We start from the raw sequence: 26,351 nt of genomic DNA on the forward strand, positions 1-26,351 counted from the left end.
GAGTCCTCGATGCGGCGGCCGTCGACGGCGGTGATCAGGTCGCCCGGTTGAAATCCCGCCGCGGCCGCCGGCGATCCGGGCTGCACCTGGCCCACCCGCGCGGGCGTCATCTGCGTGCCCAGCGTCATGAACAGGATGGCGAAGATCGTGATGGCCAGGGCGAAGTTGGCCAGCGGCCCGGCCGCCACGATCAGCGCGCGCTGCCACACCGGCTTGAAATGGTAGTAGTCGCGCACGGCCGCCGGTCCATGCTGGGCCACGACCCGCTGGCGCAGTTCGGCCAGACCCGCCTGATCCGGAACGCTGGAGGCGTCCAGGTCGCCGGAAAACTTCACATAGCCGCCCGCCGGGATCCAACCCAGTCGCCATTCGATGCCGTGACGGTCGGTGCGGCTGAACAGGGGGCGGCCGAAGCCGATGGCGAAGCGATCCACCTTCACCCCGAACGCCCGCGCCACCAGGAAATGGCCCAGTTCGTGGATGGTGACGATGAACGTCAGCACCAGCAGAAACGGCACGATGTACGTCAGGACCTGTCCAAGGACGCCTAGCATAGACAAATGGTCTCCCCGGAAGCCTTCACGCCGCCTTGGCGAGGTCGGTGATGATGGACCGGGCCAGTCCGCGGGCTTGCGCATCGACCGCAAGGGCCGCCGCGCAGGCGTCGCCGGAACCGAAGGTCATCCCCGACTTCGTCGCTCGCTCAAGGGTTTCAGCGACGACTGCGGCAATATTGAGAAAGCCCAGCTTCCGGTCAAGAAACGCCAGGGCGGCGATTTCGTTGGCGGCGTTGAATACCGCCGGCGCCGCACCGCCCGTGCGCAACGCCTCGCGCGCCAGAGCAAGCGCCGGAAACCGGTCTAGATCGGGCGCCTGGAACGTCAGCCGCCCCAGGGCGGCCAGGTCCAGCCGCGGGGCCGGCCAGGCGATCCGGCCGGGCCAGGCCAGCGCGCAGGCGATCGGGGTGCGCATGTCCGGCGGCCCCATCTGCGCCAGGGTCGATCCGTCCACATATTCCACAAGGCTGTGGATGATGGATTCGGGATGCACCACGACGTCGATGCGGTCCTGCGGCATGTCGAACAGGTAGGCCGCCTCGATCATCTCCAGGCCCTTGTTGGCCATGGTGGCGCTGTCGACGGAAATCTTGGCGCCCATGCTCCAGTTCGGATGGGCCACGGCCTGTTCCGGCGTGATGGCCGACATCCTCGCGGCGGGGGTTTCACGGAACGGACCGCCCGACGCGGTGAGGACCAGCCTGGACACGCGGTCGGGCGCCTCGGCCGGGAACACCTGGAAGATCGCCGAATGCTCCGAATCGACCGGAATCAGGCGACCGCCGGCGGCGCGCACCCGCTGGATCAGCGCCGGACCGCAGCAGACCAGGCTCTCCTTGTTCGCCAGGGCCAGGACGGCGCCGGTCCCCGCCGCCGCCCAGGCCGACTTCAGGCCCGCCGCGCCGACGATGGAGGCCATGATCCAGTCGGCCGGACGCAGGGCCGCCTCGATCACGGCCCCCTCCCCGGCCGCGGCGGCCACGCCCGTTCCCCTCAAGGCGTCCTTCAGGGCGTCCAGCCGCGTCTCGTCCGCCGTCACGGCGATCTTGGGCCGCCAGCGCCGGGCCTGCTCGGCCAGCCGCGCGATATTGGCCCCGCCGGTCAGGGCCTCGACCTCGAAGGCGCCGGCGCCCGTCTCCTCGGCGCGCGCCATCAGGTCCAGCGTCGAGGAGCCGACCGAGCCGGTCGAGCCCAGCACCGTCACGCGCCGCCGGATCATCCGCCGCGCTCCAGCATCAGCACCGCCAACCGGCCCACCGCCACCACGACGACGGCGAACATCAGGCCGTCGACCCGGTCCAGCAGCCCCCCGTGCCCGGGGATGGTGTTGCCGGCGTCCTTGACCCCGAACCGACGCTTCAGCGCCGACTCCCACAGATCGCCCCCCATCGTGGCCAGGGCGGCGGCCAGGCCCAGGATCGCGCCCAGAAGACGGTCAGGCGGCCCATGTCGACCCAGGCCGCCATGACCGCGCCCGCGACGGCGCCGGCCACGATGCCGCCGACGAAGCCGGACCAGGTCTTGTTGGGCGAAAAACGCGGCCACAGCTTGGGGCCGCCCACGGTCGATCCGACCAGATAGGCCAGGATGTCGGCCGACCAGGCCACGGCGAACACCAGCACGGTCCAGTGCAGGCCCACGGTGCTGTCCACGTCGCGCAGCCAGATCAGCAGCACCGCCGGCCAGCCGAGGTAGAGCACCCCATAGGCGGCGTCGAGCGCCTGCTGCCCCCGGCTTCGCGCATAGACGCCGGCGGCGGCGGCGCCGAAGACCAGCATGATGAAGGCCACCGCCATCGCCCCGAAATGCGCGCTGACGACCGAGGCGACCAGGCCGAAGGTGACCGCGCCGCCCATCAGACGCCGGGCGTGCGGCGCGCTCATCGCCGCCCATTCGAAGGCCAGGACCACGCAAGCGGCCACCATCAGGGCCAGGAACCACACGCCTCCGGCCCAGGTCGCGGCCACGGCGGCCGGCGCCAGAACCACGGCCGAGGCGGCGCGCAGGCCGATATCGCGTCCCCGGACCGCCATCAGGCCGTCACGCGTTCGGCCGGGACCTCGCGCCCGCCGAAGCGACGGTCCCGCCGTCGATAGGCGTCCACGGCCTCGGCCAGAGCCTTGGGGCCGTAGTCGGGCCACAGGATGTCCTGGAACACCAATTCGGCGTAGGCGGCTTCCCACAGCAGGAAGTTGGACAGCCTCTGTTCGCCAGAAGTCCGCACGATCAGGTCCAGCGGCGGCGATCCGGCCGTTGCCAGCCCCGCCTCGATGACCTTTTCGCTGAAGGGCTCGACCGTCTCGCCGGCCAGCAGTCGTTCGGCGTGGCGGCGCGCGGCGTCGACCAGATCGGCCCGCCCGCCGTAGTTGAAGGCGACCTGCAGCAGGAAGCGGTCGTTGTGCGCCGTCTGCGCCTCGGCGCGGACGATGATCTCGGCGATGTCGGCCGGCAGGCCGTCGCGGCGCCCCAGCACGCGCAGCCGCACGCCGGCCTTCTCCAGCCGCTTCAGGTCGCTAGCCACATAGGTCCGCACCAGGCCCATCAGGTCGGACACCTCGTCCTCGGGCCGGCTCCAGTTCTCGGTCGAGAAGCCGAACACCGTCAGGCAGCCGATCCCCAGACCGGGAGCGGCCTCGATGGTGCGTTTCAGCGCCTGGACGCCTTCGCGATGGCCCACGGCGCGCGGCAGGCCGCGGCGCTTGGCCCAGCGGCCGTTGCCGTCCATGATGATGGCGACATGGCGCGGGCCGTCCGCGCCCGTGAGGCTTTCCGGACCTGAAGGCGCGGCCGTCATGCGATTGTCGATCCCTTCAGGTCCACGGCCGCCTCAGACCTGCATGATCTCTTGTTCCTTGGTCTTCAAGGCCTCGTCGATGCGCTTGATGGCCGCGTCGGTGTCCTTCTGGACCTCGGTTTCCATGCGCTTCTGATCGTCCTGGCTGATCTCGCCCGCCTTCTCGGCCTTCTTCAGGTCGTCGTTGGCGTCGCGGCGCACGTTGCGCACGGCGATCTTCTGCTGTTCCGCATACTTGCCGGCCAGCTTGACCAGGTCCTTTCGGCGTTCCTCGGTCAGGGGCGGCACGGGGATGCGCAGGGTCTGGCCGTCGACGATGGGGTTCAGGCCCAGGTCGGCCTGACGGATGGCCTTCTCGACCGACACCACCATGCCCTTGTCCCAGACGTTGACGGTGATCATGCGCGGCTCGGGCACGCTGATGGCCGCCACGGCGTTCAGCGGCGAGGTCGAGCCATAGGCCTCCACGCGGACGGGCTCCAGCAGGCCGGCGTTGGCGCGGCCGGTGCGCAGTCCGCTGAACTCTTCCTTCAGGGCCGCCACGGACTTGTCCATGCGGTCGCGATAGCTTTTCAGGTCTGGCTTGGCCATGTCGTTCTCTCTCGTCGTTCCTGGTTCGTGTCGGACGCTCAGGCGGCGGCGTTGATGACCGTGAAGGTGCCCTCGCCGGTCAGCGTCCGCCGCAGCGACTTGTCCTCCCGGATCGAGAAGACCACGATCGGAATGCCCGTGTCGCGCATCATGGCGATGGCGGAGGCGTCCATCACGCGCAGATCCTTCGCCAACACGTCCTGATAGGTCAGGGTGTCGTAGCGGGTCGCGGACGGGTCCTTCTTGGGATCGGCGGTATAGACGCCGTCGACGCTGGTGCCCTTGAGCAGGGCGTCGCAGCCCATCTCCGCCGCGCGGAGAGCCGCCCCGGAATCGGTCGTGAAGAAGGGCGCGCCCACCCCGGCGGCGAAGATCACCACGCGGCCCTTCTCCAGATGCCGCAGCGCGCGGCGACGGATATAGGGCTCGGCGATCGCGGCCATCGGAATGGCGCTCTGCACGCGGGTCGAGACGCCGATCTTCTCCAGCGCCGACTGCATGGCCAGGGCGTTCATCACGGTGGCCAGCATGCCCATGTAGTCCGCCTGGGCCCGTTCCATGCCGGCGGCCGCCTTGGACAGGCCGCGGAAGATGTTGCCGCCGCCGATGACCAGGCAGATCTCCACGCCTTCGCGCACCACCTCGGCCACCGCCTGGGCGATCGTGTCGACGGTCTTCATGTCGACGCCATAGGGCTGGTCGCCCATCAGCACCTCGCCCGAGACCTTGAGCAGGACGCGTTTGTAACGAAACTCGGAAGGGGCGTCGGGCATGCGGGAAAAGGTCCGTGTACTGCGGCGCCGCTGAATCGGGCGGCCCCTTATAGACGAAGGGCGCGCCGGCCATCAAAGCCGAACGCGCCCTTCTTGAACAAAACCCTCACGAATGAGGGCGATGGCGGCTTACTGGCCGCCCATCATCGAGGCGACTTCCGAAGCGAAGTCCGGGCCTTCGACCTTCTCGACGCCTTCGCCCAGCGCCAGGCGGACGAAGCCGGCCAGGTGCAGGTTCGAGGAGCCCAGTTCCTTGGCCGAGTTGGCGACCAGCTGTTCGACGGTCACGTCCGGATCCATGACGAACGGCTGCTTGGACAGCACCACGTCCTTCTGGAACTTGTTGATCTGGCCTTCCACGATCTTGGCGATCATGTTCTCCGGACGGCCTTCTTCCTTGGCCTTCTCGGTCAGGACCTGACGTTCCTTCTCGATCGCGGCGGGGTCCAGATCGTCGGTGTTCAGCGACAGCGGCGAGGTGGCCGCGACGTGCATGGCGATCTTGCGGCCCAGCTCGCGCAGGGCCGTCTTGTCGCCCTCGCCGTGCAGGGCGACCAGCACGCCGATGCGGCCGACGCCCGGCGACACTGCGTTGTGGACGTAGGTGGCGACGACGCCTTCCTCGACCGACAGGCGGGCGGCGCGGCGCAGCTGCATGTTCTCGCCGATGGTGGCGATCATGTTGGTCACTTCGTCCTGGACGGTCTTGCCGGCTTCCAGTTCGGCGCCGTGCAGCGCCTCTACGGTGTGGTGCTCCAGGCCCAGCTCGGCGAAGCGCTTGGCGGCGTTCTGGAACAGCTCGTTGCGGGCGACGAAGTCGGTTTCCGCGTTGAACTCGATGGCGGCGGCGACTTCACCCTTGCCGTCTTCCTTCGAGGCGACGGCGACCAGGCCCTCGGCGGCGACGCGGTCGGCCTTCTTGGCGGCCTTGGACAGGCCCTTGGCGCGCAGCCAGTCGATCGCGGCGTTGATGTCGCCGTCGTTCTCCTGCAGCGCCTTCTTGCAGTCCATCATGCCGACGCCCGAACGCTCGCGAAGCTCCTTCACGAGGGCGGCAGTGATCTCGGCCATGTTCTTCTCCTATGGGATCGTATGCGGGAACGGCCGGACTGACTTAGCCCGGCCGTGTGTCAGTTCAACGCACGGCCTCGGTGGCGCTCAAGTCGCGAGCCGCCGCGCGGCAAGCGTAGCGCGCCAGAAAGACCGTCGGGCGATCAGCCCGTGGCCTTCTCGGTCTCGACGGCGTCCAGCGCCTCGGTGTTGGCCGACGCGTCGTCCGAAGCCAGCAGCTCCTCGGCCGCGCCTTCCGCACCGGCCGGAGCCGCTTCGGCTTCAGCCTTGGGGGCCGAGGCTTCGCGCAGCATCGGCTCGACCGGAGCTTCCGAAGCGCCCAGGTCGACGCCCGAGGCCGAGGCGCCGGCGGCCAGGCCGTCCAGAACCGCGTCCGCGATCAGGTCGCAGTAGGTCTGGATGGCGCGCGCGGCGTCGTCGTTGCCCGGCACCGGATAGGTGATGCCGTCGGGGTCCGAGTTGGTGTCCAGGATGGCGATGATCGGGATGTTCAGCTTGCGCGCTTCCTGGATCGCGATCGCTTCCTTGTTGGTGTCGATCACGAACATGATGTCCGGGATCGAACCCATGTCCTTGATGCCGCCCAGCGAGAGCTCCAGCTTGTCCTTCTCGCGCTGCAGGGTCAGCAGCTCCTTCTTGTTGCGGCCCTCGCCGCCCGTTTCCACGATGCCTTCCAGCTCGCGCAGGCGGGCGATGGAGCCCGAAACGGTGCGCCAGTTGGTCAGGGTGCCGCCCAGCCAGCGGTTGTTCATGTAGTATTGGGCGCAGCGCTTGGCGGCTTCGGCGACCGGCTCGGCGGCCTGGCGCTTGGTGCCGACGAACAGGACGCGACCGCCCTTGGCGGCGACGTCGCGCACGGCGACCAGCGCCTGGTGCATCAGCGGCATCGTCTGCGACAGGTCGATGATGTGGATGTTCGAGCGCGAGCCGAAGATGTAGCGGTCCATCTTCGGGTTCCAGCGGTGGGTCTGGTGGCCGAAGTGGGCGCCCGCTTCCAGCAGGGTGCGCATCGAGAATTCAGGCAGAGCCATGATCGTTCAGTCCTTTTTCCGATCAACGTGGCGCGGGCGATAAAAGGACCAGCCGGCCCCTCGGAATGGAGCGGATCGGGATGTCTCCCCGAAACGCGCCTCGCCCGCGTTGCGAAATGCGCGGGCCATGTAGGCGGGATCGGACCAAAAGGCAAGTGGCGCGAAAAGGGCGGCCCCGCGGGACCGCCCTCTCCTGCCGTCTCTCGTCGCGCCGGTCAGCCCATGGCGTCGAGCAGTTGCTGGGCCCGGTCACGATGCTGGGTGACGGTCGGGACCAGTTCGCGCGCCAGGGCGGCCAGGGTCGGCGCGTCGGCGTTGTCGGAGAAGCCGTTTAGCAGCGTCAGGGTCTCGTTGTGGGCGGCGACCTGCTGCTCCAGATAGACCTTGTCGAAATCGCCGGCCGAAGCCGCGTTCAGATTGTCGATCAGGCCCTGGCGACGTTGGTCAAGCGTAGTCGGCACCGCGACGTTCGGCGCGGCGGTCGGGGCGGTCGCCGACAGCTTCTCGCCGGCGCGGGTGTGGTCGGTCCGGATCATGGCGGCCAGCGCCTTGACGTCGGCGTTGGTCGATTTCGCCTGGGCGATCTCGGCGGCCTGCAGCTCATACATGTTGCCGACCGCCAGGTTGGTGACGAATCCTTCGACGGTGTTGGTGCCCATGGTGGCGGCCGAGGTCTGGCCGACGACGCCCGAGGTCATGTCCTGGGTGGCGTTGACCGTCTCTTCGGCGTTCTGTTGCGCGCTGTCGCCGCCCTGGCCGCAGGCGGCGAGGAGCGCGGCGGCGGAGGCGATGCTGGCGATGGCGGTGATCTTCATCATTGGAACAGTCTCCCTGGTGAGACCCTAAAACCGCTCACGCGCACGTGAGGTTCCGATATTTCAGAAGCTTAGCCGTTACGCCGTCGCGCCTCAGGGTCACGGGCGGGCCGTCAGGCGTCCTCCAGCATGACCACGCCAGGCGCGGACTTCAGCGCGCCGCGCAGCGCCCCGTCCAGGCGATAGCGGCCCGGAAGCCGGATCTCGGCCTCCCGCCCCTGGTCCAGACCGGCGATCATCAGCCAGATTTCGCCGCCCTTGCCGATGGCGCCGGACCGCGCCCGTTCCAGCCGCGCCTTCAGCGCCTCCGCGTCCGCGGTGCGGGCCGAAACATGGACGCGCAAGGGCCATGTTGGCGTCGTCCAGCAGATTGTCCATCTGCGAGGCGTCGTCGCCGAAGAAGCGCACCTCGCCGTCGGACGCCTTGGCGCGGACCCGCACCATCACCGAGGCGCCCGGCTCCAGCACCTCGCGGCAGCGGCGCAGCTGCTCGGGCGGGAAGAGGCATTCGAACTCGCCCGTCGGATCGGAGAAGGTGACGAAGGCGAACTTTTCGCCGGTGCGGGCGCTGGCCCGTTCCTGGCGACGGCGCACCACGCCGGCCATCTGGAAGGCCTCGTGCCCGCTCTCGGCCAGAGGCAGGGCTTCGGCCACGAAGGTCACGCGCTTGCGCTTCAGGGCCTGGGCCATGTCGTCCAGCGGGTGGCCGGACAGATAGAAGCCCACCGCCGACAATTCCTGGTCCAGCCGGTCCGGCCCGACCCAGGGTTCGACGCTCTTCAGGCGCGGGCGGCCGGCGTGGGCCTGGTCGCCGCCGAACAGATTGACCTGGGCCGAGGCGCGTTCGGCCGCCACGCTCTGGCAATAGGCCATCAGGACGTCGGCCTGTTCGACCAGCTGGCGGCGGTTGGAATGCAGGCTGTCGAAGGCCCCGGCCTTGGCCAGGCCCTCCAGCGCCCGCTTGTTGACGCAACGCGGATCGACCCGTTCCAGGAAGTCGAAGATGTCGACGAAGCGGCCGCCCTGCTCGCGCACCTCGATGACGTGGCGCATGGCTTCCAGGCCCACGTTGCGGATGGCCCCCAGCGCATAGAGGACCGCGCCCCTGCCGTCCTCCCACGACACGTCGAAGTCGGCCGAGGAGCGGTTGATGTCGGGCGGCAGCACGGGCACGTCGAACCGCTTGGCGTCCTGGTAGAAGACCGCCAGCTTGTCGGTGTTCGACAGGTCCAGGCTCATGGAGGCGGCGAAGAACTCGACCGGATGATTGGCCTTCAGCCAACCGGTCTGGAAGGAGATCAGGGCGTAGGCGGCGGCGTGGGACTTGTTGAAGCCATAGCCCGCGAACTTGGCCACCAGGTCGAAGATGCCGCCGGACTGCGCCTCCGAGACGCCCTTTTCCGAGGCGCCCTTGATGAAGCGCGCCCGCTGGAAGTCCATCTCCTCCTTCTTCTTCTTGCCCATGGCGCGACGCAGCAGGTCGGCCTCGCCCAGGCTGTAGCCGGCCAGGATCTGGGCGATCTTCATCACCTGCTCCTGGTAGATGATGACGCCGTAGGTCTCGGTCAGCACCTCCTTCAGGCTGGGGTGCAGATAATCGACCTCGGCCCTGCCGAACTTGCGGTCGATGTAGGTGTCGATCATCTCCATCGGCCCCGGCCGATAGAGGGAGATCAGGGCGGTGATCTCCTCAATGGAGCCGCAGCGCATCTTGCGCAGCGTGTCGCGCATCCCTTGGGATTCCAGCTGGAACACCCCGACCGTCTGGCCCGAGGCCATCAGCTCATAGGTGCGCGCGTCGTCCAGCGGCAGACCGTTCCAGTCGGGCGCGGCCCCGCGTCGCTCCAGATAGCCCGCGCGCGGTCCAGCGTGGTCAGGGTCTTCAGGCCCAGGAAGTCGAACTTCACCAGGCCGGCCGGCTCGACCCACTTCATGTTGAACTGGCTGGCCGGGATGGTGGAGCGCGGATCCTGATACAGCGGCACCAGCTCCGTCAGCGGCCGGTCGCCGATGACGATGCCGGCGGCGTGGGTCGAGGCGTTGCGGTAGAGCCCCTCCAGCTCCAGCGCCGTCTCCAGCAGGGTCCTGACCGCCGGCTCGGAATCCCGCGCCTCCTTCAGCCGCGGCTCCAGGTCGATGGCCTGGGCCAGGGTGACCGGGTTGGCCGGATTGTTCGGCACCATCTTGCAGAGCCGGTCGACCTGGCCGAGCGGCATCTGCAGCACCCGGCCGACGTCGCGCAGCACCGCGCGCGCCTGCAGGGTGCCGAAGGTGATGATCTGGGCGACCCGGTCCTTGCCGTAATGGGCCTGGACGTAATCGATCACCTCTTCCCGACGTTCCTGGCAGAAGTCGATGTCGAAGTCGGGCATGGAGACCCGCTCGGGATTCAGGAAGCGCTCGAACAGCAGGCCGAACCGCAACGGGTCCAGGTCGGTGATGGTCAGCGACCAGGCCACCAGCGACCCGGCGCCCGAGCCCCGCCCCGGCCCGACCGGAATACCGTGCGCCTTGGCCCATTTGATGAAGTCCGAGACGATCAGGAAATAGCCCGGGAACCCCATCTGCTGGATGATCCCGACCTCCCATTCCAGGCGGGCCCAGTATTCCTCTTCCGGGACCGCGGGCGTCACCTGGGTCAGGCGGGCCTTCAGACCCTCGCGCGCCTGGTGGGCCAGTTCGTCGGGCTCTGAACGGCCCGCGCCGGTGTCGAAGCGCGGCAGGATCGGCGCGTGGGTCTTCACCAGGAAGGCGCAGCGCCGCGCGATGTCGAGGGTGTTGTCGCAGGCCTCGGGCAGGTCGGCGAACAGCTCGCGCATCGCCTCGGGCGGCTTGAACCAGTGCTGGCCGGTGATGCGGCGGCGGTCGTCCTGGCCGGTGAAGGCGCCGTCGGCGATGCACAGCAGGGCGTCGTGCGACTTCGCCTGGGCCGCCTTGGCGTAATAGACGTCGTTGGTGGCGACCAGGGGAACGTCGTGGTCGTAGGCCCAGCGAACCAGCCCCGGCTCGGCGCGCTTTTCATCGTCCAGGCCGTGACGTTGCAGCTCGACATAGAAGCGGTCGCCGAAGGCGGCGTGCATGGCCTGGAGCGCCTGGGCGGCCTCGGCGGGCTTGTTCTGGGCGAACAGCGGGTCGACCGGGCCGTCCGGTCCGCCCGACAGCAGGATCAGCCCCTCGGCGCGGGCGGCCACCTGATCCCAGGCCACGCCCGGCTCGGCCATGTCGCCGGCGTCCAGATAGGCGGACGAGGACAGGGCGCACAGGTTCAGCCAGCCGGTCTCGTTCTGGGCCAGCAGCACGACGGTCGGCGTTTTGGCCCAGCGGGCGTTGATCCGTCCGCCGATCCCGACGACGGGAAGCGCGCAGGCCACGATGGGCTGGACCCCGACGTCGCGGGTGGTCTGGCTGAACTCCAGGGCGCCGAACAGATTGGCCCGGTCGGCCACGGCGACGGCGGGCATCCCCGCATCGGCGGCCATCCGGCCGATCTTGCCCGCCTTGATCGCGCCTTCCAGCAGCGAATAGGCCGAGCGGACCCGCAGATGCACGAACCCCTGACTGTTCACCGCCTCGCTCACCGAACCTCCGACCGACATCTTCGCGGGATCGCGACGATCATCCTGACCCGAGTCTCACATCATGCGGCGTCGGAACATCGCAAACCGACCGAGGCCCGCCGTGGGCCGAGATCGTTTGTGGATATCGTTTCACACCCGAATGCACACGCGAAAAACAGGGTCTGAACCGTATGAAAGGTATGAAATCGGCGCCTAAGCCATTGAAACATCGAGCGGCGCATTTCGCACAGCCCGCAAGGCGCCGTGCGAAAATCAGGCGGCCGTCACGCTGAAGGCCAGGGTCCAGGCCATCCAGACAAAGCCGCCGCACGACGCCAGCGACAACATATCCCTTATCAAACGCGGCATGTCCTGCTCTCCGGCGGCGCTGCATGTTCCGGTAATGTTCTATGTTCCTCTTCCGTTCCCGTCAAGGGCCGCCGCTGAAACCATCCGGACCCGCCCATCGTATGCAGGATCAGGACAGGAGAGATCGGCATGATCCGGAAATTCACGACAGCGGCGACCACGGCGGTCTGGGCGGCCACTGCGACGGCGCTTGCGTTGGCGGCGGCGGGCGCGGCGCCCCCGTCCGCCACGGCCCAGTCACAGGGCCTGCAGACGGCCGTCTTCGCCGGCGGGTGCTTCTGGTCGGAGGAGAAGGCGTTCGACGGACTGCCGGGCGTGCGCTCGGCGGTGTCGGGCTTTGTCGGCGGCCATACCGCCCATCCGACCTACGAGCAGGTGGTGCGCGGCGGAACGGGCCACATGGAGGCGGTGCGCGTCACCTTCGATCCCACGGTGGTCAGCTATCGCGCCCTGGCCGACCGCTATTGGCGCACCATCGATCCGACCGATCCCCAAGGGCAGTTCTGCGACCACGGGCCGTCCTATCGCACCGCGATCTTCGCCACGGCCGATCAGCGGGCGGACGCCGTCGCCTCGCGCGATGCGGCCATGCGGACGCTGCGAAAGACCTTCACCACCCCGATCGTCGGGGCCCAGCGGTTCTGGCCAGCGGGGGCCGAGCACCAGGACTACGCCCGGCGACACCCCGCCCGCTACGAGGCCTATCGCATCGGTTGCCGCCGCTCCGAGCGCCTGCGCGCCATCTGGGGCGACGCCGCCGTGGGGTGACTAGTAGGCGTGGCTTTCGGCCGCGCGCTGCTCCAGGTGGCCATCCTTGATGGCGAAGACGCGGTCCATGTGGCCGGCCAGTTCCATGTTGTGGGTGGCGATCAGGGCGGCGACGCCCGTGGTCTTGGCCAGGTCGCGCAGCGATCGAACACCGACTGGCTGGTGGACGGGTCCAGGTTTCCGGTCGGCTCGTCGGCCAGAAGCAGGCGCGGACGGTTGGCCAGGGCGCGGGCGATGGCCACGCGCTGGCGCTCTCCGCCCGACAGCTGGGCCGGCTGGTGGGTCAGGCGGTCGCCCAGGCCCAGCGCCGCCAGGGTCTCGCCCGCCTTGGCCCGCGCCTCGGCCAGGGAGACGCCGGCGATCCGCATCGGCAGCACCACGTTGTCGCGGGCGTCGAACTCGGGCAGCAGGTGGTGGAACTGATAGACGAAGCCGATGCGCGACAGGCGCAGGCGCGTGCGGGCGCGCTCGTCCAGCCCGCCGACCGCCTCTCCGTCGATGGCGACCGTGCCGGAGGTGGGCTTTTCCAGCAGGCCGGCGGCGTGCAGCAGCGACGACTTGCCCGAGCCCGACGGCCCGATCAGTCCCACGATCTCGCCCGGATAGACATCCAGGTCGACGCCCTTCAGCACGGTCAGACCGCCTTGGGCGGTGGATAGGTCCGGGTCAGGTCGCGGACCGACAGGATGGGGGCCTCACTCATAGCGCAGGGCCTCCACGGGATCGATGCGGGACGCGGTCCACGACGGCGGCAGGCTGGCGACGCAGCTCATCAGCAGCGACCAGACCGCGACCCAGGTGACGTCCGCCGGGTCCACCAGCGCCGGGATGGCGTCCAGCATATAGACGTCGGAGTTGAACAGCTGGACCCCCAGCAGCCCTTCCAGGAAGTGCTGGATGGCGCCGATGTTCAGGCAGAAGGCCAGGCCCAGGGCCAGGCCCGCCAGGGTGCCGGCCACGCCGATCAGGCGCCGGACATGAAGAAGATCCGCAGGATCGCCGACGGGCTGGCGCCCACGGTGCGCAGAATGGCGATGTCGCGGGTCTTGTTCTTCACCAGCATGACGATGCCGGAGATGATGTTCATGGCGGCGATGGCCACGACCAGGCCCAGGATGATGCTCATGGCCACGCGCTCGACCTTCAGCGCCCCGGCGAAGGCGGCCATGCGCTCGCGCCAGTCGGTGACGACCGCCCCGGGGCCCGCGGCCTGGCGCACGGCGGCGGCCATGTCGCCCACCCGGTCGGGGTCCTGGACCTTCAGCTCGATCACGTCCCAGACGCCGTCCTTGCCGAAGAACAGCTGGGCCTGCTCCAGCGGCATGAAGATGAAGACCTGATCGAAGTCCGATGTGCCGGAACTGAAGACGCCCCCGACGTAATAGGTCTTTTCCAGCCCGCCCAGATTGCCGAAGGCGCTGTCGGCGCCGGTGGGGGAGTACAGGGTGATCGGATCGCCCACCCGCAGGCCCGTCTGGGCCGCCATCGTCTTGCCGATCAGGATGCGGTCGCCGCCGTAGGCGCCCTTGCCGAAGCTTTCGCGCGCCTCGGGCGTCAGGCTGTCCCAAACATAGGAGGTGTAGGGCAGATCCTGCGGACGCACGCCGCGCACCATGGCGCCCGTGGTGAAGTTGCCGACGCGGATCAGGCTCTGCGACTCGTTCAGCGGCGCCGCGCTGGTCACGCCCGGCACGGCGGCGATGCGCCTGAGGGCGGCGGCCCGGTCCGGCGCGTTCAGCACCGGGCCCTGAACGTACATATGGCCGTTGAACGACAGGGTGCGGCCCAGCAGTTCGCTGCGGAAGCCGGCCATGATGCTCATGACGCTGATCAGCACGGCCACGGCCAGCATGATGCCGACGAAGCTGATGACCGCGATGGTGGCGACGCCCCCCTCCTTGCGCTTGGCGCGCAGATAGCGGACGGCCAGGCCGAGCTCCCACGACGAAGGGGCCGGCGGGGCGGGACGGCAGGGTCAAGCGGTCAGCCTTTCGATGGCCTCGGCCAGCGGCACGGAGACCTTCTCGCCGGTGGCGCGCCGCTTCAGTTCGACGACGCCGTCGGCCAGCCCCTTGGGGCCGATGGTCAGCTGCCACGGCACGCCGATCAGGTCGGCGGTGGCGAACTTGCCGCCCGGCCGTTCGTCGGTGTCGTCGTAGAGCACGTCCTTGCCCAGGGCCTTGAGCTGGGCCACGGCGTTGTCGCAGGCGGCCGAGACGGCCTCGTCGCTGACGCGCAGATTGATGACCACCACGTCGAACGGCGCCACGGCGTCGGGCCAGATGATGCCGCCGGCGTCATGGCTGGCCTCGATGATGGCGCCCATCAGACGCGACACGCCGACGCCGTAGCTGCCCATGTGGACATTGACGTCCTGGCCGTCCGGTCCCGCCACGCGGGCCTTCATCGGGGCCGAATACTTCTCGCCGAAGTAGAAGATGTGGCCGACCTCGATGCCGCGCGCCGACAGCCGGTCGGCCTCGGGCGTCTGGCTCTCGAAGGTGGCGGCGTCGTGCATCTCCTCGGTGGCGGCGTACATGGCCGTGCGGGCGTCCACCAGGGCCTGGAGGTCGTCCCAGTCCAGGTCGGCGCCCGGGGCCGGCATCTCGACCAGCTTGCGGTCGCAGAAGACCGCGCTCTCTCCGGTCTCGCCAGGACGATGAACTCGTGGCTCAGGTCGCCGCCGATGGGGCCGGTGTCGGCGCGCATCGGCACGGCCTTCAGCCCCATGCGGGCGAAGGTGTTCAGATAGGCCACGAACATCCGGTTGTAGGACTTGCGGGCCAAGGCCTCGTCCAGATCGAAGGAATAGGCGTCCTTCATCAGGAACTCGCGCCCGCGCATCACGCCGAAGCGGGGGCGGCGCTCGTCGCGGAACTTCCACTGGATGTGAAACAGGTTCAGCGGCAGCGACTTGTAGGATTTCACATAGGCCCGGAAGATGTCGGTCACCATCTCCTCGTTGGTCGGGCCGTACAGCAGCTCGCGCTCGTGCCGGTCGGTGATGCGCAGCATCTCCGGCCCATAGGCGTCGTAGCGGCCGGATTCCCGCCACAGGTCGGCCAGCTGCAGGGTCGGCATCAGCAGCTCGACCGCGCCCGCCCTCACCTGTTCCTCGCGCACGATCTGCTCGATCTTCCTGAGCACGCGCAGGCCCAGCGGCAGCCAGGCGTAGATGCCGGCCGCCTCCTGTCTGATCATGCCCGCGCGCAGCATCAGCTGGTGCGAGACGATCTGGGCGTCGGAGGGCGCTTCCTTCAGCGTCGGCAGGAAATAGCGCGACAGGCGCATGGTCGGGAATCCTAGGCGTAGAGACAGACGAAGCCTTTAGCCGCACCGGCGGCCCAAAGGCTAGGCCGGCGCGACAATCAAAGCGCCGGGGCGCGCGAGAAGTCGGGCAGCGGCAGCCAGCCGGTGAACAGCAGCACCATGATCAGCGCCCAGACGATGGCCGAGACCCAGGTGGTGGTGATGAACTTCTTCTTCAGGTTCGGCGTCCGGGGCGCGCCCCACTGGCTCCCGTCGGTCGGCGGCTCGTGCACCTCCCTGGACGAGCCCAGCGGCAGGACGGCGAACAGCACCGTCCACCACACCACCAGATAGACGCCGATCATGGTCACGGGGCCGAGGGGCATGGGGCGATCCTTTCAGGGATGCGGGCGGCCGACGCCGTAGCGGGCCGCCAGATAGGGAGCGATGGCGTGGTCCTGGAGGAAGCGCCTTCCGGTCGCTTCGCTGAGCTGGGCGTCAGGCCAATCCCATTCCCCGTCCAGGACCAGGACGGGGCAGCCCTGGTGCGCCTCCCCCACCTGGGCGATCACCGGCGGGCGGGGGCGGGCATGGTCCAGATAGACGACGTTCAACAGGTCGCGCAGGCGGGGGTAGAAGGCCAGGACGCCCTCGATGTAGGCGCCGGCCGGGCAGAACCAGGGACCGCCCTGGTCGTCATGCCAGTCGGGGTTCAGCAGGAAGAGTCGTTCGGCCATCCCTGTCCGTGCCAAGGCGCTCGACGCAGAGTCAAGCGCCTTGGCCCCGGGTGCTATTTTACCGCGTGGAAATAGCAGCGCGGATTGACGGGGTCGTCGAACTTGTTGTGGGGATGTTCGGACACCATCACGTTGCGGAATCCGCACCACTTCAGCATGGCGATCACCGCCGCCGGATTGGGCGACCAGAAGTTGGTGGGGTCCTGGTTGTGCGGCATCGAGTGAAGGAACTGCATCGCGGGATCCTTCACGTCGAGCAGGGCGACCGCCGTCTCGATGATGAGGCATTCGCGCGTGACCTCCGCCGCCCGCTTCAGGATCATCAGCGGGTCGGTGACGTGGTAGATCACGCCGGAAAGCAGCACGATGTCGAACATGCCGACCGTTTCCGGCGAAATGTTCGGGACGTCGATCTCCTTGTCCTCCACCTTGGAGCCAAGGGCGGCGCGCGCATGGTTGAACCCGGCCTGGGTGCCCCAACCCGGCCCGCCCCAGCAGAACCAGTCGGTCGCCAGGACGCGGGACGCGCCACGCTTTTCCGCTTCGAACGAGAAGAAGCCGTCCCAGGCGCCGATATCGAGAACGGTCTTTCCCGCCACGGGATAGCTGAAAACCACGTCCGCCTCCGCACGCAGCAGATCGTTCGCCTTGAAGCCCGGCGTAATCACGCCCTCGCCAAGATCGATGCCGTGAAACCACTGGATGTGTTCGGGGATGACGTTGCTCATGCGCTTCCTCCTCAGGATGCTTCAGGGCGTAGCCCAGCGGATTCGACTTGGGCAAGGAAGAAAGGGACTCTTGATGGCGCCGCGGGCCGGCTTCTAGCCGCACGGAGCCCGAATCCCGGCGCCCTCAGGGCCAGAAGGATGGACGATCGCGCCCGTTCGCTGATCGCCCGCGCCTTCCAGCACGCAGCCGACGGCGGTGTTGGAGTTCGGCGCCAGCAGGCCGTAGGTCAGCTTTTCCTCGGCCAGGCGCGCCTGGGCGCCTTCAGCGCCTGGACGGCGCCGGCGACGCGGACCGGGTCGTTGGTGATCCGGGTCATCTCGTGAAGGGCCTCGCCGGAACTCGGGAAGTCATAGGCGTCCGGCGTGAAGGGCGCGACCTCGGCGGACAGCCGATTCGGGTGGGCGTCGATGCCGAACTTGGCGTTCTGGCTCGCCGAAAAGGCGATGGCCGGCCCCTGGGCCGGCACGACCAGGATGTAGGCATGGCGCGGGAACAGCAGATAGTGCGCCAGGAATTTCGTCACCGGCACGAACGGCAGGCCGTCGGGCCCCAGGGCATGGGCGCCGACATAGACCCCGGCCGGCAGGCTGCGCGCGTCGATGCGCCCGTTCAGCTTCAGGATCCGGTCCACCATCACATGGTCGAGCAGGAAGACGCCGTCCTCGGCCTCGTCCTCCAGAAAGGCGTGGATGGCGGCCGTATCGGGCGCGGGACCCAGGTCACGGCCGTAGACCGTCGGAAAGGCGGACGGCGACATGGGCTGCCCCGGCGGCGGGCTGAACCACAGGACGCGCAGTTCCTGAACGGTGCGCGCCAGCGGGTCCTCGCCGCGGAACGTCGACAGGCTGAGCGTCAGGTTGACCGCGGCGAACAGGGCGACGAAGCCCGCCAGCCCCTGGCCCGCGATCACCGCCCACCGCCGCCAGCCCTGCAGCGGATGGCGCGCGTGGCGCACCCGCTGCAACAGGCGCGTCGCTGGCTTCGGCTTCGTCGACATCGGCGGCCCCAACGGTTCGAGCGCAGGAATGCGCCCGAACGGTCAAGGTTGCATCACAGGCGCAGGACGACCGTTTCCACGATCGGGCGGCGATCCCAGATCTGCTGGCTGGCCTTCTTCAGGGTGCGGGCGACGGCCTGTTCGATGACCATTTCGTCCTCCAGCGCCTCGCCCTTCAGGCTGGAGACGACGTTTTCGACCCGTTCGGCCAGGTCGTCCAGCACGTCGCCCAGGGGTTTGCGCAGGTCGCCGGGCAGGCCGACGCTGCGGATGTCGATGTCGCTGACGATGCGGCCGCGCTTGTCCAGGCAGAAGGCCACGACCAGCACGCCGTTGGTCGAGGCGTGGCGGCGCTCCTTCAGCGCCTCGCCCTGTTCGGTCACCAGCATTCCGCCGTCGACGTACAGACGCCCGTTCGGCACCTCGTCGACGATGGCGGCCCGGCGGGCCGGGCGCCAGGCGCACCATGTCGCCGTTGCGGGGCGTGACGGTCTCGGGGACGCCGACTTCCTTGGCCAGGTTGGCGTGTTCCAGCAGGAAGCGGCGCACGCCGTGGGTGGGCACCGCGATCTGCGGCCGCGCCCATTCGTACATCTGCTTCAGCTCGTCGCGGCACGGGTGGCCGGACACGTGAATGCCGGGGTGGTCCTTCTCGGTGTAGAGGCGCACGCCCCGGTCGGCGAGCCGGTCCTGAAGCCGGCCGATGGCCAGTTCGTTGCCCGGGATCTGGCGCGACGAGAAGATGCAGTGGTCGCCCAGGCCCAGCTTGACCGTCGGGTGGGTGCCGTCGGCGACGCGCGACAGGGCGGCCCTCGCCTCGCCCTGGCTGCCGGTGCACAGGTACAGAATCTCGTCGGCGGGCCAGACGCGGGCTTCCTCGTCGGACAGGAAGGGCTTGATGTCCTGCAGCATGCCGACGTGCTTGGCCGCCGCCGTGATCCGGTGCATCGACCGGCCGGCCAGGGCGACGCGGCGGCCGCAGGCCTCTGCGGCGCGGATGACGCTGTCCATGCGCGCGACGTTGGAGGCGAAGCAGCCCACGGCCACCCGCCCCTTCAGCGTCGAGATCAGCTTGCCCAGGGCCACGGCCACGTCGCCCTCGGACCCCGCCACGCCCGGCACGAAGACGTTGGTGGAATCGCACACCATCGCCAGCACGCCCTTGTCGCCCAGGGCGCGGATGGCGGGGGCGTCGGTCATGGAGCCGATCACCGGCTGGTCGTCGATCTTCCAGTCGCCGGTGTGGAACACCAGGCCCAGGGGCGTGTCGATGGCCAGGCCGTTCGGCTCGGCGATCGAGTGGGTCATGGTGACGAAGGTGACGCCGAACGGACCGATCTGGACCGCGCCGCCCAGCGGAACCTCGATGATCTCCACCTGGTCCAGCAGATTGCGCTCGCGCAGCTTGTCGCGGATCAGATAGGCGGTGAAGGGCGTCGCATAGACCGGGGCCTTCAGGCGCGGCCACAGCCAGCCCAGGGCGCCGATGTGGTCCTCGTGGGCGTGGGTCAGGACGATGCCGCGGATGTCCTCGCCTTCCAGGAAGGCCGGATCGGGCACGATCACGTCCACGCCGGGCGTCGACAGGTCGCCGAAGGTCACGCCGACATCGACCACCAGCCACTGGCGGTTCTCCTCAGGCCCATAGCCGTAGGCGTTCAGGTTCATGCCAACTTCGTCCGAGCCGCCCAGCGGCAGGAAGACGAGTTCGTCGTTTGCTTGTTTTTTCATTCAGCCGTCAGATGGGTATTGCGGCGCCAGATTTCGAGAAGGCCGCGGATGGTGAGGTCCGGATCGAACCGGTCGATGCTGTCGGTCGCGCCTTCGAACAGGCTGGCCACGCCGCCCGTTCCGATGACCGTCATGGGGCGTCCCCACTCCGTCCTGATGCGTGCGACCAGTCCCTCGATGAGGGAGATATAGCCCCAGAAGACGCCGGACTGCATGGCCTCGACCGTGCCCCGGCCGATCACGTGCTCGGGCTTCTGGATGGCGATGCGGGGCAGTTTGGCGGCCGCCTCGTGCAGCGCCTGAAGCGAAAGGTTGATGCCCGGCGCGATCAGCCCGCCCTCGAAGGCGCCGTCGGCCGCCACGATGTCGAAGGTGGTCGCCGTGCCGCTGTCGATCACGATCAGATCGCCGGGATAGAGCAGATGCGCGCCGATGGCGTTGACCAGGCGGTCGGCGCCCGCCTCGCTGGGCTTGGCGATGCGGACCTCTATGCCCAGGTCGACGTTCTCGCCGATCACCAGGGGCTCGATCCGCAGATAGCGCCGCGCCAGGTTTCGCAGGTTGAAGATCGACTGCGGCACCACGCTGGAGATGATGCAGCCGCTCAGGGCGTCGAACTGCAGCCCCTTCATGGTCAGCAACTGGTGCAGCCAGACGGCGTATTCGTCGGCCGTGCGGCTGGCGTCGGTCGCGGTGCGCCACTGGGCGGTCCACTCGTTTCCGTCGTGGATCGCAAACAGCGTGTTGGTGTTGCCCTGTTCGACGGCCAGCAGCATCACGCTGCACGCCCGAAGAAGACGTCGCCGGCCGAGATGATGCGGTGCGATCCGTCGGCCAGGCGCAGGCGAAGCGCGCCGTCCGCCTCCACCCCCTCTGCGACGCCTTCCAGCGTCTCGTGCTCCAGCCGCGCGGTGCACGGGCCGTGCAGACCGACCAGGCGACTGGTCCAGGCGTCCAGGATCGGCTCGAAGCCCAGGGTGCGCCAGCGGCCCCACCAGACGGCGAAGGTCTCGGCCAGGATCTCGGCCGCCGCCTCGACCGGGGGCGCGAAGCCCAGGTCGCCGCGCAGGCGGTCGGCCACGGCGGTCGCGCCGCGCTCGGTCTCGGCCGGGGCATGGGCTAGGTTGACGCCGACGCCGATGGCCAGCCACAGGCCGCCGGCCGGATGCGGACCGCTCTCGACCAGGATGCCCGACACCTTGACCCCGTCCAGCAGGACGTCGTTGGGCCATTTGATCGCCACCAGAGCCGGCGAGACGAAGACGTCCAGCAGGTCCGCGACCGCCAGGGCCGCGACGAAGGTGGCCTTGGCCGCCTCGCCCGCCTTCATCGGCGTGTGCAGCAGCAGGGTGGCGGCCAGATTGCCCGGCTCGGTGCTCCAATGACGGCCACGCCGGCCGCGACCGGCCGTCTGGCGGCGGGCCACGATCCAGCGGGGTCCCGTCTCTCCGGCCTCGGCCAGGCGGCGCGCCTCAGCGTTGGTCGAGTCGATCTCGTCGAGGATGACGAGGGGGCGGCGTTCACCGCCCTACCCGTTCCCGAAGCCGGCGGCGGCGGCCTTGGTCACCGGCTCCAGCCAGGCCAGGGCACCCAGCACCAGCGGGAAGGAGAAGGCCGCGGCCGCCCAGCCGATCCACTGGGCCTCGGCCGGCGCCTTGTCGGTCGCGATCTCATCGGCCGGAGCGTCGAACCACATCAGCTTGATGATGCGCAGATAGTAGAAGGCCACGACCGAGGCGACCAGGCCGATGGCGGCCACGATCCACAGGCCCGCGTTCGCGGCGGCGCCGAACACATAGTACTTGGCCCAGAAGCCCGACATCGGCGGCATCCCCAGGACGGACAGCGACAGGACGGTCAGGGCCACCGCCGTCAGCGGCCGGTCCTTCTTCAGCCCGGCCAGGTCCTGGATGCGGCGGATCGGACGGCCCGACCTGGACAGCGACAGCAGGATGGCGAAGAAGCCGATCTGGTCGATGACGTACAGGGTCATGAAGATCAGCATGGCCTGGAGCCCCGCCGAGGTGCCGGCGGCCAGGCCCAGCAGGGCGTAGCCGATGTTGGCGATCGACGAATAGGCCAAGAGGCGCTGGATGTCTTTCTGCGCCAGGCCGCCAAAGGCGCCGACGGCGAAGCTGACCAGGGAGATGGCGACCAGAACCTGCGACCACTGGGCGTGGGCCTCGCCGAAGCCGCCTTCCAGCGCGCGGGCGATCAGGACCATGGCGGCCATCTTCGGCGCGGTGGCGAACAGGGCCACGACCGGCGTCGGCGCGCCCTCATAGACGTCGGGCGTCCACATGTGGAACGGCGCGGCCGAGACCTTGAACGCCAGGCCGCAGATCAGGAACACCAGGCCGAAAATCAGGCCCGGGCCCGGGTTGTCCACGGCGAAGGCGGCGATGTCCTGGAACCGCATCGAGCCGGCGAAGCCGTAGATCAGGCTGGCGCCGTACAGCAGCAGGCCCGACGACAGGGCGCCCAGGACGAAATACTTCAGGCCCGCCTCGGACGCCTTGGCGTCGTCGCGGTGGAAGGCGGCCAGGACATAGAGCGCCAGCGAATGCAGCTCGATCCCGACATACATCGAGATCAGGTCGCCCGACGACGCCATCATGCCCATGCCGACCGCGGCCAGCACGATCAGGATCGGATATTCGGTCTTGGCGATGCGGGTGCGCCGCATCCAGCCGTCGCCCAGGATGATGGCCACCGCCGCCGACAGATAGATCACGCTCTTGCCGTAGATGGCCAGCGGGTCGGCGACATAGGCGCCGTTGAACGCCTGGCCCCAGGGGCCGGTGATCGCGATCACCGCGCCGGCGATTAGCAGCAGGACGGACAGCAGCGACACCAGGCGCGTGCTCTTGTCGCCGGCGAAGGCGCCGACCATGAGCAGCACCAGGGCGCCGACCGCGAGGGTGGCTTCCGAGGCGGCGAGGTGAAGGGCCGAGGAGAGGTCAATCATGCTTCAGTCTCACCCGCCGATCGCGACGCGATAGGCATTGGTCAGGGCCTCGACGGCGGGCCCGGTGTAATCGAGGACGGCGCCCGGATAGACGCCCAGCCAGAGGGTGCCGACGATCAGCGGCACGAACAGCAGCAGTTCGCGCTTGTCGATGTCGGTGATGGTCTGGAGCTTCGGATTGGTGATCTCGCCGAACATCACGGCGCGATACAGCGTCAGCGCATAGACCGCCGAGAAGATCACGCCCGAGGCCGCGATCAGCGCCGCCCAGGTCGAGGCGCGGTAGGCGCCGGTCATGGTCAGCACTTCGCCGATGAAGCCCGAGGTGCCCGGCAGGCCGACGTTGGCCATGGTGAACATCAGGAAGATGGCGGCGAACCACGGCATCCGGTTGGTCAGCCCGCCGTAGAAGGCGATCTCGCGGGTGTGCATCCGGTCATAGACGACGCCGACGCACAGGAACAGCGCGCCCGAGATCAGGCCGTGGCTGATCATCTGGAACACGGCGCCCTGCATCCCCTGGTCGTTGCCCGAGAAGATGCCCAGGGTCACGAAACCCATGTGCGCCACCGACGAGTAGGCGATCAGCTTCTTGATGTCGGTCTGACGCCAGGCGACCAGCGAGGTGTAGACGATGGCGATCACCGACAGGGTGAAGACCAGCGGACGGAACATCTCCGACGCCATCGGGAACATCGGCACGTTGAACAGGATGAAGCCGTATCCGCCCAGCTTCAGCAGGATGCCGGCCAGGATGACCGAACCGGCCGTGGGCGCCTGGACGTGGGCGTCGGGCAGCCAGGTGTGCACCGGCCACATCGGCATCTTCACCGCGAACGAGGCGAAGAAGGCCAGCCACAGGATCGGCTGCACGGCCGGGTCGAAGGCGAAGCGCTTCAGCTCGGGGATGCTGGTGGTGCCGGCCGTATGGGCCATCCACAGCATGGCCAGCAGCATCAGCACCGACCCCAGCAGGGTGTAGAGAAAGAACTTGTAGGCCGCGTAGATCCGGTTCTGACCGCCCCAGATGCCGATGATCAGGAACATCGGCACCAGGGTGCCTTCGAAGAAGATGTAGAACAGGAACAGGTCCAGCGACGTGAACACGCCGATGACCAGCGTCTCCAGCACCAGGAAGGCGATCATGTATTCGACGACTCGCGTCTCGATCGACTTCCAGCTGGCCAGGATGCAGATCGGCATCAGGAAGGCGGTCAAGAGGACGAACAGGATCGACACTCCGTCCACGCCCAGATGATAGCTGGCGCCGGCGAACCAGGGCGCGAACTCCACGAACTGATAGCCGGTGTTCGCCGGATCGAAGCCGGCGACCAGCACGACCGAGACGGCCAGGACCGCCAGGGTCACGCCCAGGGCGATCCAGCGCGCGGCCGGCGCGGCGGCGTCCTGCGACCTGGACGCCAGCCGGGCGACGAAGATCGCCAGGGCGCCCAGCAGCGGGAGGAAGGTGACGAGGCTCAGGATGTAGGGCACGAGATCAGGCTCCCCACGCGAGGATGGCGAAGGTGAGCAGACCCGCCACCCCGAGCAGCATCACGAAGGCATAGTGATAGACATAGCCGGACTGGATCTTGGCCAGTCGGGCCGCGGATTTGAGCGACGCCCAGGCGGCGCCGTTGGGGCCCAGGCCGTCGATGATCTTCACGTCGCCGACCTTCCAGAAGAAGTTCCCGATGGCCCGGAAGCCGCGCACGAAGACGAAGTCGTACAGCTCGTCGAAATACCACTTGTTGTACAGGAAGCGGTACACGACGCCGTCGCGCTCGGCCATGCGGCGGCCCATGCCTTCACGGGCGACGTAGATCCAGTAGGCGAAGGCTGTGCCGATCAGCGTCAGGATCAGCGGCGACCACTTCACCCAGGTCGGGACGTCGTGGCTTTCGTGGAGCACATGGTTGTGGGTGCCGACGAAGATGGCCCCGCGCCAGAACTCGTGCTCGTGGTGGCCGATGAAGAAGGGCGCGAAGACGAAGCCCGCCGCCACCGCGCCGACCGACAGGGCCAGCAGCGGCACCAGCATGACCCACGGGCTCTCGTGCGGATGCAGCGGACCGTGGTGGGCGTGGTCGTCGTGAGCGTGGTCGTCATGCGCGGCGTGGGCCACGGCGTGACCATCGGCGTCGGGCAGCGGCTCCGAATGGGTCTCCAGCTGCGCGTCGGTGGCGTGATCGTCGGCGTGATGGGCGCCCTCTTCCTTCCACACCGGCTTGTTGTGGAAGGTCATGAACACCAGGCGCCACGAATAGTAGGCCGTCAGGCCTGCGGCGATGATGCCCACGAAGAAGGCGAACATGCCGACCGCGCTGTGGCCCGAAGCCGCCGAGGCGAAGGCGCTCTCGATGATCGAGTCCTTGGAGTAAAAGCCGGCGAAGCCGCCGACGCCGGGGATGCCCAGGCCGGTGATGGCGATCGTGCCGATGGTCATGACCGCATAGGTCACCGGCAGCAGCTTCCACAGTCCGCCCATCCTCCGCATGTCCTGCTCGTGGTGCATGCCGTGGATCACCGAACCGGCGCCCAGGAACAGCAGGGCCTTGAAGAAGGCGTGGGTGAACAGGTGGAACATGGCGGCCTGATAGGCGCCGACGCCCGCCGCGAAGAACATGTAGCCCAGCTGCGAACAGGTCGAATAGGCGATGACCCGCTTGATGTCGTTCTGGGTCAGGCCGACCGTGGCGGCGAACAGGGCCGTGATCGCGCCGATGATGGCGATGATCTGGGCCGCGCCCGGCGCGTGCTCGTAGATCGGGCTCAGCAGGCAGACCATATAGACGCCGGCGGTCACCATGGTGGCGGCGTGGATAAGGGCCGACACGGGGGTCGGGCCCTCCATCGCGTCGGGCAGCCAGGTGTGCAGGAAGAACTGCGCCGACTTGCCCATGGCGCCGATGAACAGCAGGAAGCCCGCCAGATCGAGCGCCGACCACTGGACGCCCAGGAACTCCCACGTCGTGCCGGCGCGCTCGCCGATCATCGGGAACAGTTCGGCGAACTCGATCGTGCCGTACATCCAGAAGATCGTCATGATCCCCAGGACGAAGCCGAAGTCGCCGACGCGGTTGACGACGAAGGCCTTGATGGCCGCGGCGCTGGCCGTGGGCTTCTTGAACCAGAAGCCGATCAGCAGATAGGACGCCAGGCCCACGCCTTCCCAGCCGAAGAAGATCTGCATGAAGTCCGCCGCCGTCACCAGCGCCAGCATCATGAAGGTGAACAGGCTCAGATAGGCGAAGAAGCGCGGCTTGGAGTCGTCCTCCGCCATGTAGCCCCAGGAGTACAGGTGCACCAGCGACGAGACGCTGGTGACCACGATCAGCATGGTCGCCGACAGGGCGTCGATGCGGATCGACCACGCCGACTGGAAGTCGCCCACGTTGATGAACGGCAGCAGGCGCAGGGTGAACGGCTCCAGATGGCCCCAGGTCCACTGGCCGAACACCGTCCAGGCCACGGCGCACGAGAAGAACAGCAGGCCGGTCGTGACCGCCTGCGACGGGACGTTGCCGATCCGCCGGCCGAAGAAGCCGGCGATCGCCGCGCCCAGCAGCGGGGCGAAGACGCCCAGGATGACGAGAGTCTGAAGAGTCACTGTC

At 68.4% G+C, this 26,351-nt stretch carries 21 protein-coding genes and 5 pseudogenes; 1 reads left to right on the top strand and 25 read right to left on the bottom strand.

Features of this window, described 5'->3' with window-relative positions; translation table 11 throughout:
* Positions 1-32 precede the first annotated feature (32 nt).
* The 11 genes and pseudogenes from MU852_RS00525 to dnaE form a co-directional block, all read right to left on the bottom strand.
* Positions 33-638 (bottom strand): annotated as a pseudogene (locus MU852_RS00525) (M50 family metallopeptidase); the annotation flags it as partial.
* Positions 580-1,776: a 1-deoxy-D-xylulose-5-phosphate reductoisomerase gene (dxr, locus tag MU852_RS00530; RefSeq protein ID WP_249750620.1), complete on the bottom strand. Its 1,197-nt coding sequence runs from the start codon at positions 1,774-1,776 to the stop codon at positions 580-582. The gene dxr and the pseudogene MU852_RS00525, both read right to left, overlap by 59 nt.
* Positions 1,773-1,946, bottom strand: a complete 174-nt coding sequence (locus tag MU852_RS17135; RefSeq protein ID WP_283843711.1) for a phosphatidate cytidylyltransferase — start codon at positions 1,944-1,946, stop codon at positions 1,773-1,775. The genes dxr and MU852_RS17135 overlap by 4 nt, the downstream gene beginning before the upstream one ends.
* On the bottom strand, positions 1,916-2,590 hold the full coding sequence (locus MU852_RS00535) for a phosphatidate cytidylyltransferase (protein ID WP_283843712.1): 675 nt from the start codon (positions 2,588-2,590) through the stop codon (positions 1,916-1,918). The genes MU852_RS17135 and MU852_RS00535 overlap by 31 nt, the downstream gene beginning before the upstream one ends.
* A complete protein-coding gene (uppS, locus tag MU852_RS00540; RefSeq protein ID WP_249750621.1) occupies positions 2,590-3,351 on the bottom strand; it encodes a polyprenyl diphosphate synthase in 762 nt (253 codons plus the stop codon). The genes MU852_RS00535 and uppS overlap by 1 nt, the downstream gene beginning before the upstream one ends.
* Before the next feature lie 33 nt (positions 3,352-3,384).
* Positions 3,385-3,942 (bottom strand): ribosome recycling factor, encoded by a 558-nt coding sequence (frr, locus tag MU852_RS00545; protein ID WP_249750622.1) that lies wholly within the window; start codon positions 3,940-3,942, stop codon positions 3,385-3,387.
* Positions 3,943-3,980: 38 nt separating this feature from the next.
* Positions 3,981-4,715 carry a UMP kinase gene (gene pyrH / locus MU852_RS00550; protein WP_249750623.1) on the bottom strand — a complete coding sequence of 245 codons (735 nt, stop codon included), beginning with the start codon at positions 4,713-4,715 and terminating at the stop codon, positions 3,981-3,983.
* A gap of 129 nt (positions 4,716-4,844) precedes the next feature.
* Positions 4,845-5,786, bottom strand: a complete 942-nt coding sequence (gene tsf, locus MU852_RS00555; RefSeq protein ID WP_249750624.1) for a translation elongation factor Ts — start codon at positions 5,784-5,786, stop codon at positions 4,845-4,847.
* A gap of 143 nt (positions 5,787-5,929) precedes the next feature.
* On the bottom strand, positions 5,930-6,817 hold the full coding sequence (gene rpsB / locus MU852_RS00560; RefSeq protein ID WP_249750625.1) for a 30S ribosomal protein S2: 888 nt from the start codon (positions 6,815-6,817) through the stop codon (positions 5,930-5,932).
* 215 nt (positions 6,818-7,032) lie between these two features.
* The gene (locus MU852_RS00565) at positions 7,033-7,635 is read right to left on the bottom strand and encodes a DUF4142 domain-containing protein (protein ID WP_249750626.1); all 603 of its coding nucleotides are present in this window, start codon (positions 7,633-7,635) and stop codon (positions 7,033-7,035) included.
* A gap of 110 nt (positions 7,636-7,745) precedes the next feature.
* A pseudogene (gene dnaE / locus MU852_RS00570) lies at positions 7,746-11,210 on the bottom strand (DNA polymerase III subunit alpha).
* 477 nt (positions 11,211-11,687) lie between these two features.
* Here dnaE and msrA point away from each other — a divergent pair.
* Positions 11,688-12,326: a peptide-methionine (S)-S-oxide reductase MsrA gene (msrA, locus tag MU852_RS00575; RefSeq protein ID WP_249750627.1), complete on the top strand. Its 639-nt coding sequence runs from the start codon at positions 11,688-11,690 to the stop codon at positions 12,324-12,326.
* On the opposite strand, the pseudogene MU852_RS00580 reads toward msrA, so the two are convergent.
* The 14 genes and pseudogenes from MU852_RS00580 to nuoL all read right to left on the bottom strand — a co-directional run bounded on the left by MU852_RS00580 (position 12,327) and on the right by nuoL (position 26,347).
* Positions 12,327-13,029 (bottom strand): annotated as a pseudogene (locus MU852_RS00580) (ABC transporter ATP-binding protein).
* Positions 13,022-13,285: a hypothetical protein gene (locus tag MU852_RS18050; protein ID WP_430641173.1), complete on the bottom strand. Its 264-nt coding sequence runs from the start codon at positions 13,283-13,285 to the stop codon at positions 13,022-13,024. Before MU852_RS18050 ends, MU852_RS00580 begins: the two are co-directional and overlap by 8 nt.
* Before the next feature lie 5 nt (positions 13,286-13,290).
* Positions 13,291-14,178 (bottom strand): ABC transporter permease, encoded by an 888-nt coding sequence (locus tag MU852_RS00585; RefSeq protein ID WP_430641174.1) that lies wholly within the window; start codon positions 14,176-14,178, stop codon positions 13,291-13,293.
* Between the two features lie 123 nt (positions 14,179-14,301).
* Positions 14,302-15,617 (bottom strand): annotated as a pseudogene (gene proS, locus MU852_RS00590) (proline--tRNA ligase).
* 77 nt (positions 15,618-15,694) lie between these two features.
* On the bottom strand, positions 15,695-15,961 hold the full coding sequence (locus MU852_RS00595) for a DUF1467 family protein (protein ID WP_249750628.1): 267 nt from the start codon (positions 15,959-15,961) through the stop codon (positions 15,695-15,697).
* A gap of 12 nt (positions 15,962-15,973) precedes the next feature.
* A complete protein-coding gene (locus MU852_RS00600) occupies positions 15,974-16,312 on the bottom strand; it encodes a DUF3088 family protein (protein WP_249750629.1) in 339 nt (112 codons plus the stop codon).
* A 53-nt stretch (positions 16,313-16,365) separates the two neighbouring features.
* Positions 16,366-17,040, bottom strand: a complete 675-nt coding sequence (locus tag MU852_RS00605) for a class I SAM-dependent methyltransferase (RefSeq protein ID WP_249750630.1) — start codon at positions 17,038-17,040, stop codon at positions 16,366-16,368.
* 227 nt (positions 17,041-17,267) lie between these two features.
* Complete coding sequence (locus MU852_RS00610) at positions 17,268-18,038, bottom strand: hypothetical protein (protein ID WP_249750631.1); 771 nt, start codon at positions 18,036-18,038, stop codon at positions 17,268-17,270.
* Between the two features lie 53 nt (positions 18,039-18,091).
* A pseudogene (locus MU852_RS00615) lies at positions 18,092-19,769 on the bottom strand (ribonuclease J).
* A complete protein-coding gene (locus MU852_RS00620; RefSeq protein ID WP_249750632.1) occupies positions 19,766-20,548 on the bottom strand; it encodes a type III pantothenate kinase in 783 nt (260 codons plus the stop codon). Before MU852_RS00620 ends, MU852_RS00615 begins: the two are co-directional and overlap by 4 nt.
* On the bottom strand, positions 20,545-21,273 hold the full coding sequence (locus MU852_RS00625) for a biotin--[acetyl-CoA-carboxylase] ligase (protein ID WP_249751996.1): 729 nt from the start codon (positions 21,271-21,273) through the stop codon (positions 20,545-20,547). The genes MU852_RS00620 and MU852_RS00625 overlap by 4 nt, the downstream gene beginning before the upstream one ends.
* Before the next feature lie 24 nt (positions 21,274-21,297).
* Positions 21,298-22,737 carry an NADH-quinone oxidoreductase subunit NuoN gene (nuoN, locus tag MU852_RS00630; protein ID WP_249750633.1) on the bottom strand — a complete coding sequence of 480 codons (1,440 nt, stop codon included), beginning with the start codon at positions 22,735-22,737 and terminating at the stop codon, positions 21,298-21,300.
* Between the two features lie 9 nt (positions 22,738-22,746).
* Positions 22,747-24,231, bottom strand: a complete 1,485-nt coding sequence (locus tag MU852_RS00635; protein WP_249750634.1) for an NADH-quinone oxidoreductase subunit M — start codon at positions 24,229-24,231, stop codon at positions 22,747-22,749.
* 4 nt (positions 24,232-24,235) lie between these two features.
* Complete coding sequence (nuoL, locus tag MU852_RS00640) at positions 24,236-26,347, bottom strand: NADH-quinone oxidoreductase subunit L (protein ID WP_249750635.1); 2,112 nt, start codon at positions 26,345-26,347, stop codon at positions 24,236-24,238.
* Positions 26,348-26,351 lie beyond the last annotated feature (4 nt).

Source organism: Brevundimonas albigilva (genome assembly GCF_023503965.1).
GTDB classification, from domain to species: domain Bacteria; phylum Pseudomonadota; class Alphaproteobacteria; order Caulobacterales; family Caulobacteraceae; genus Brevundimonas; species Brevundimonas albigilva.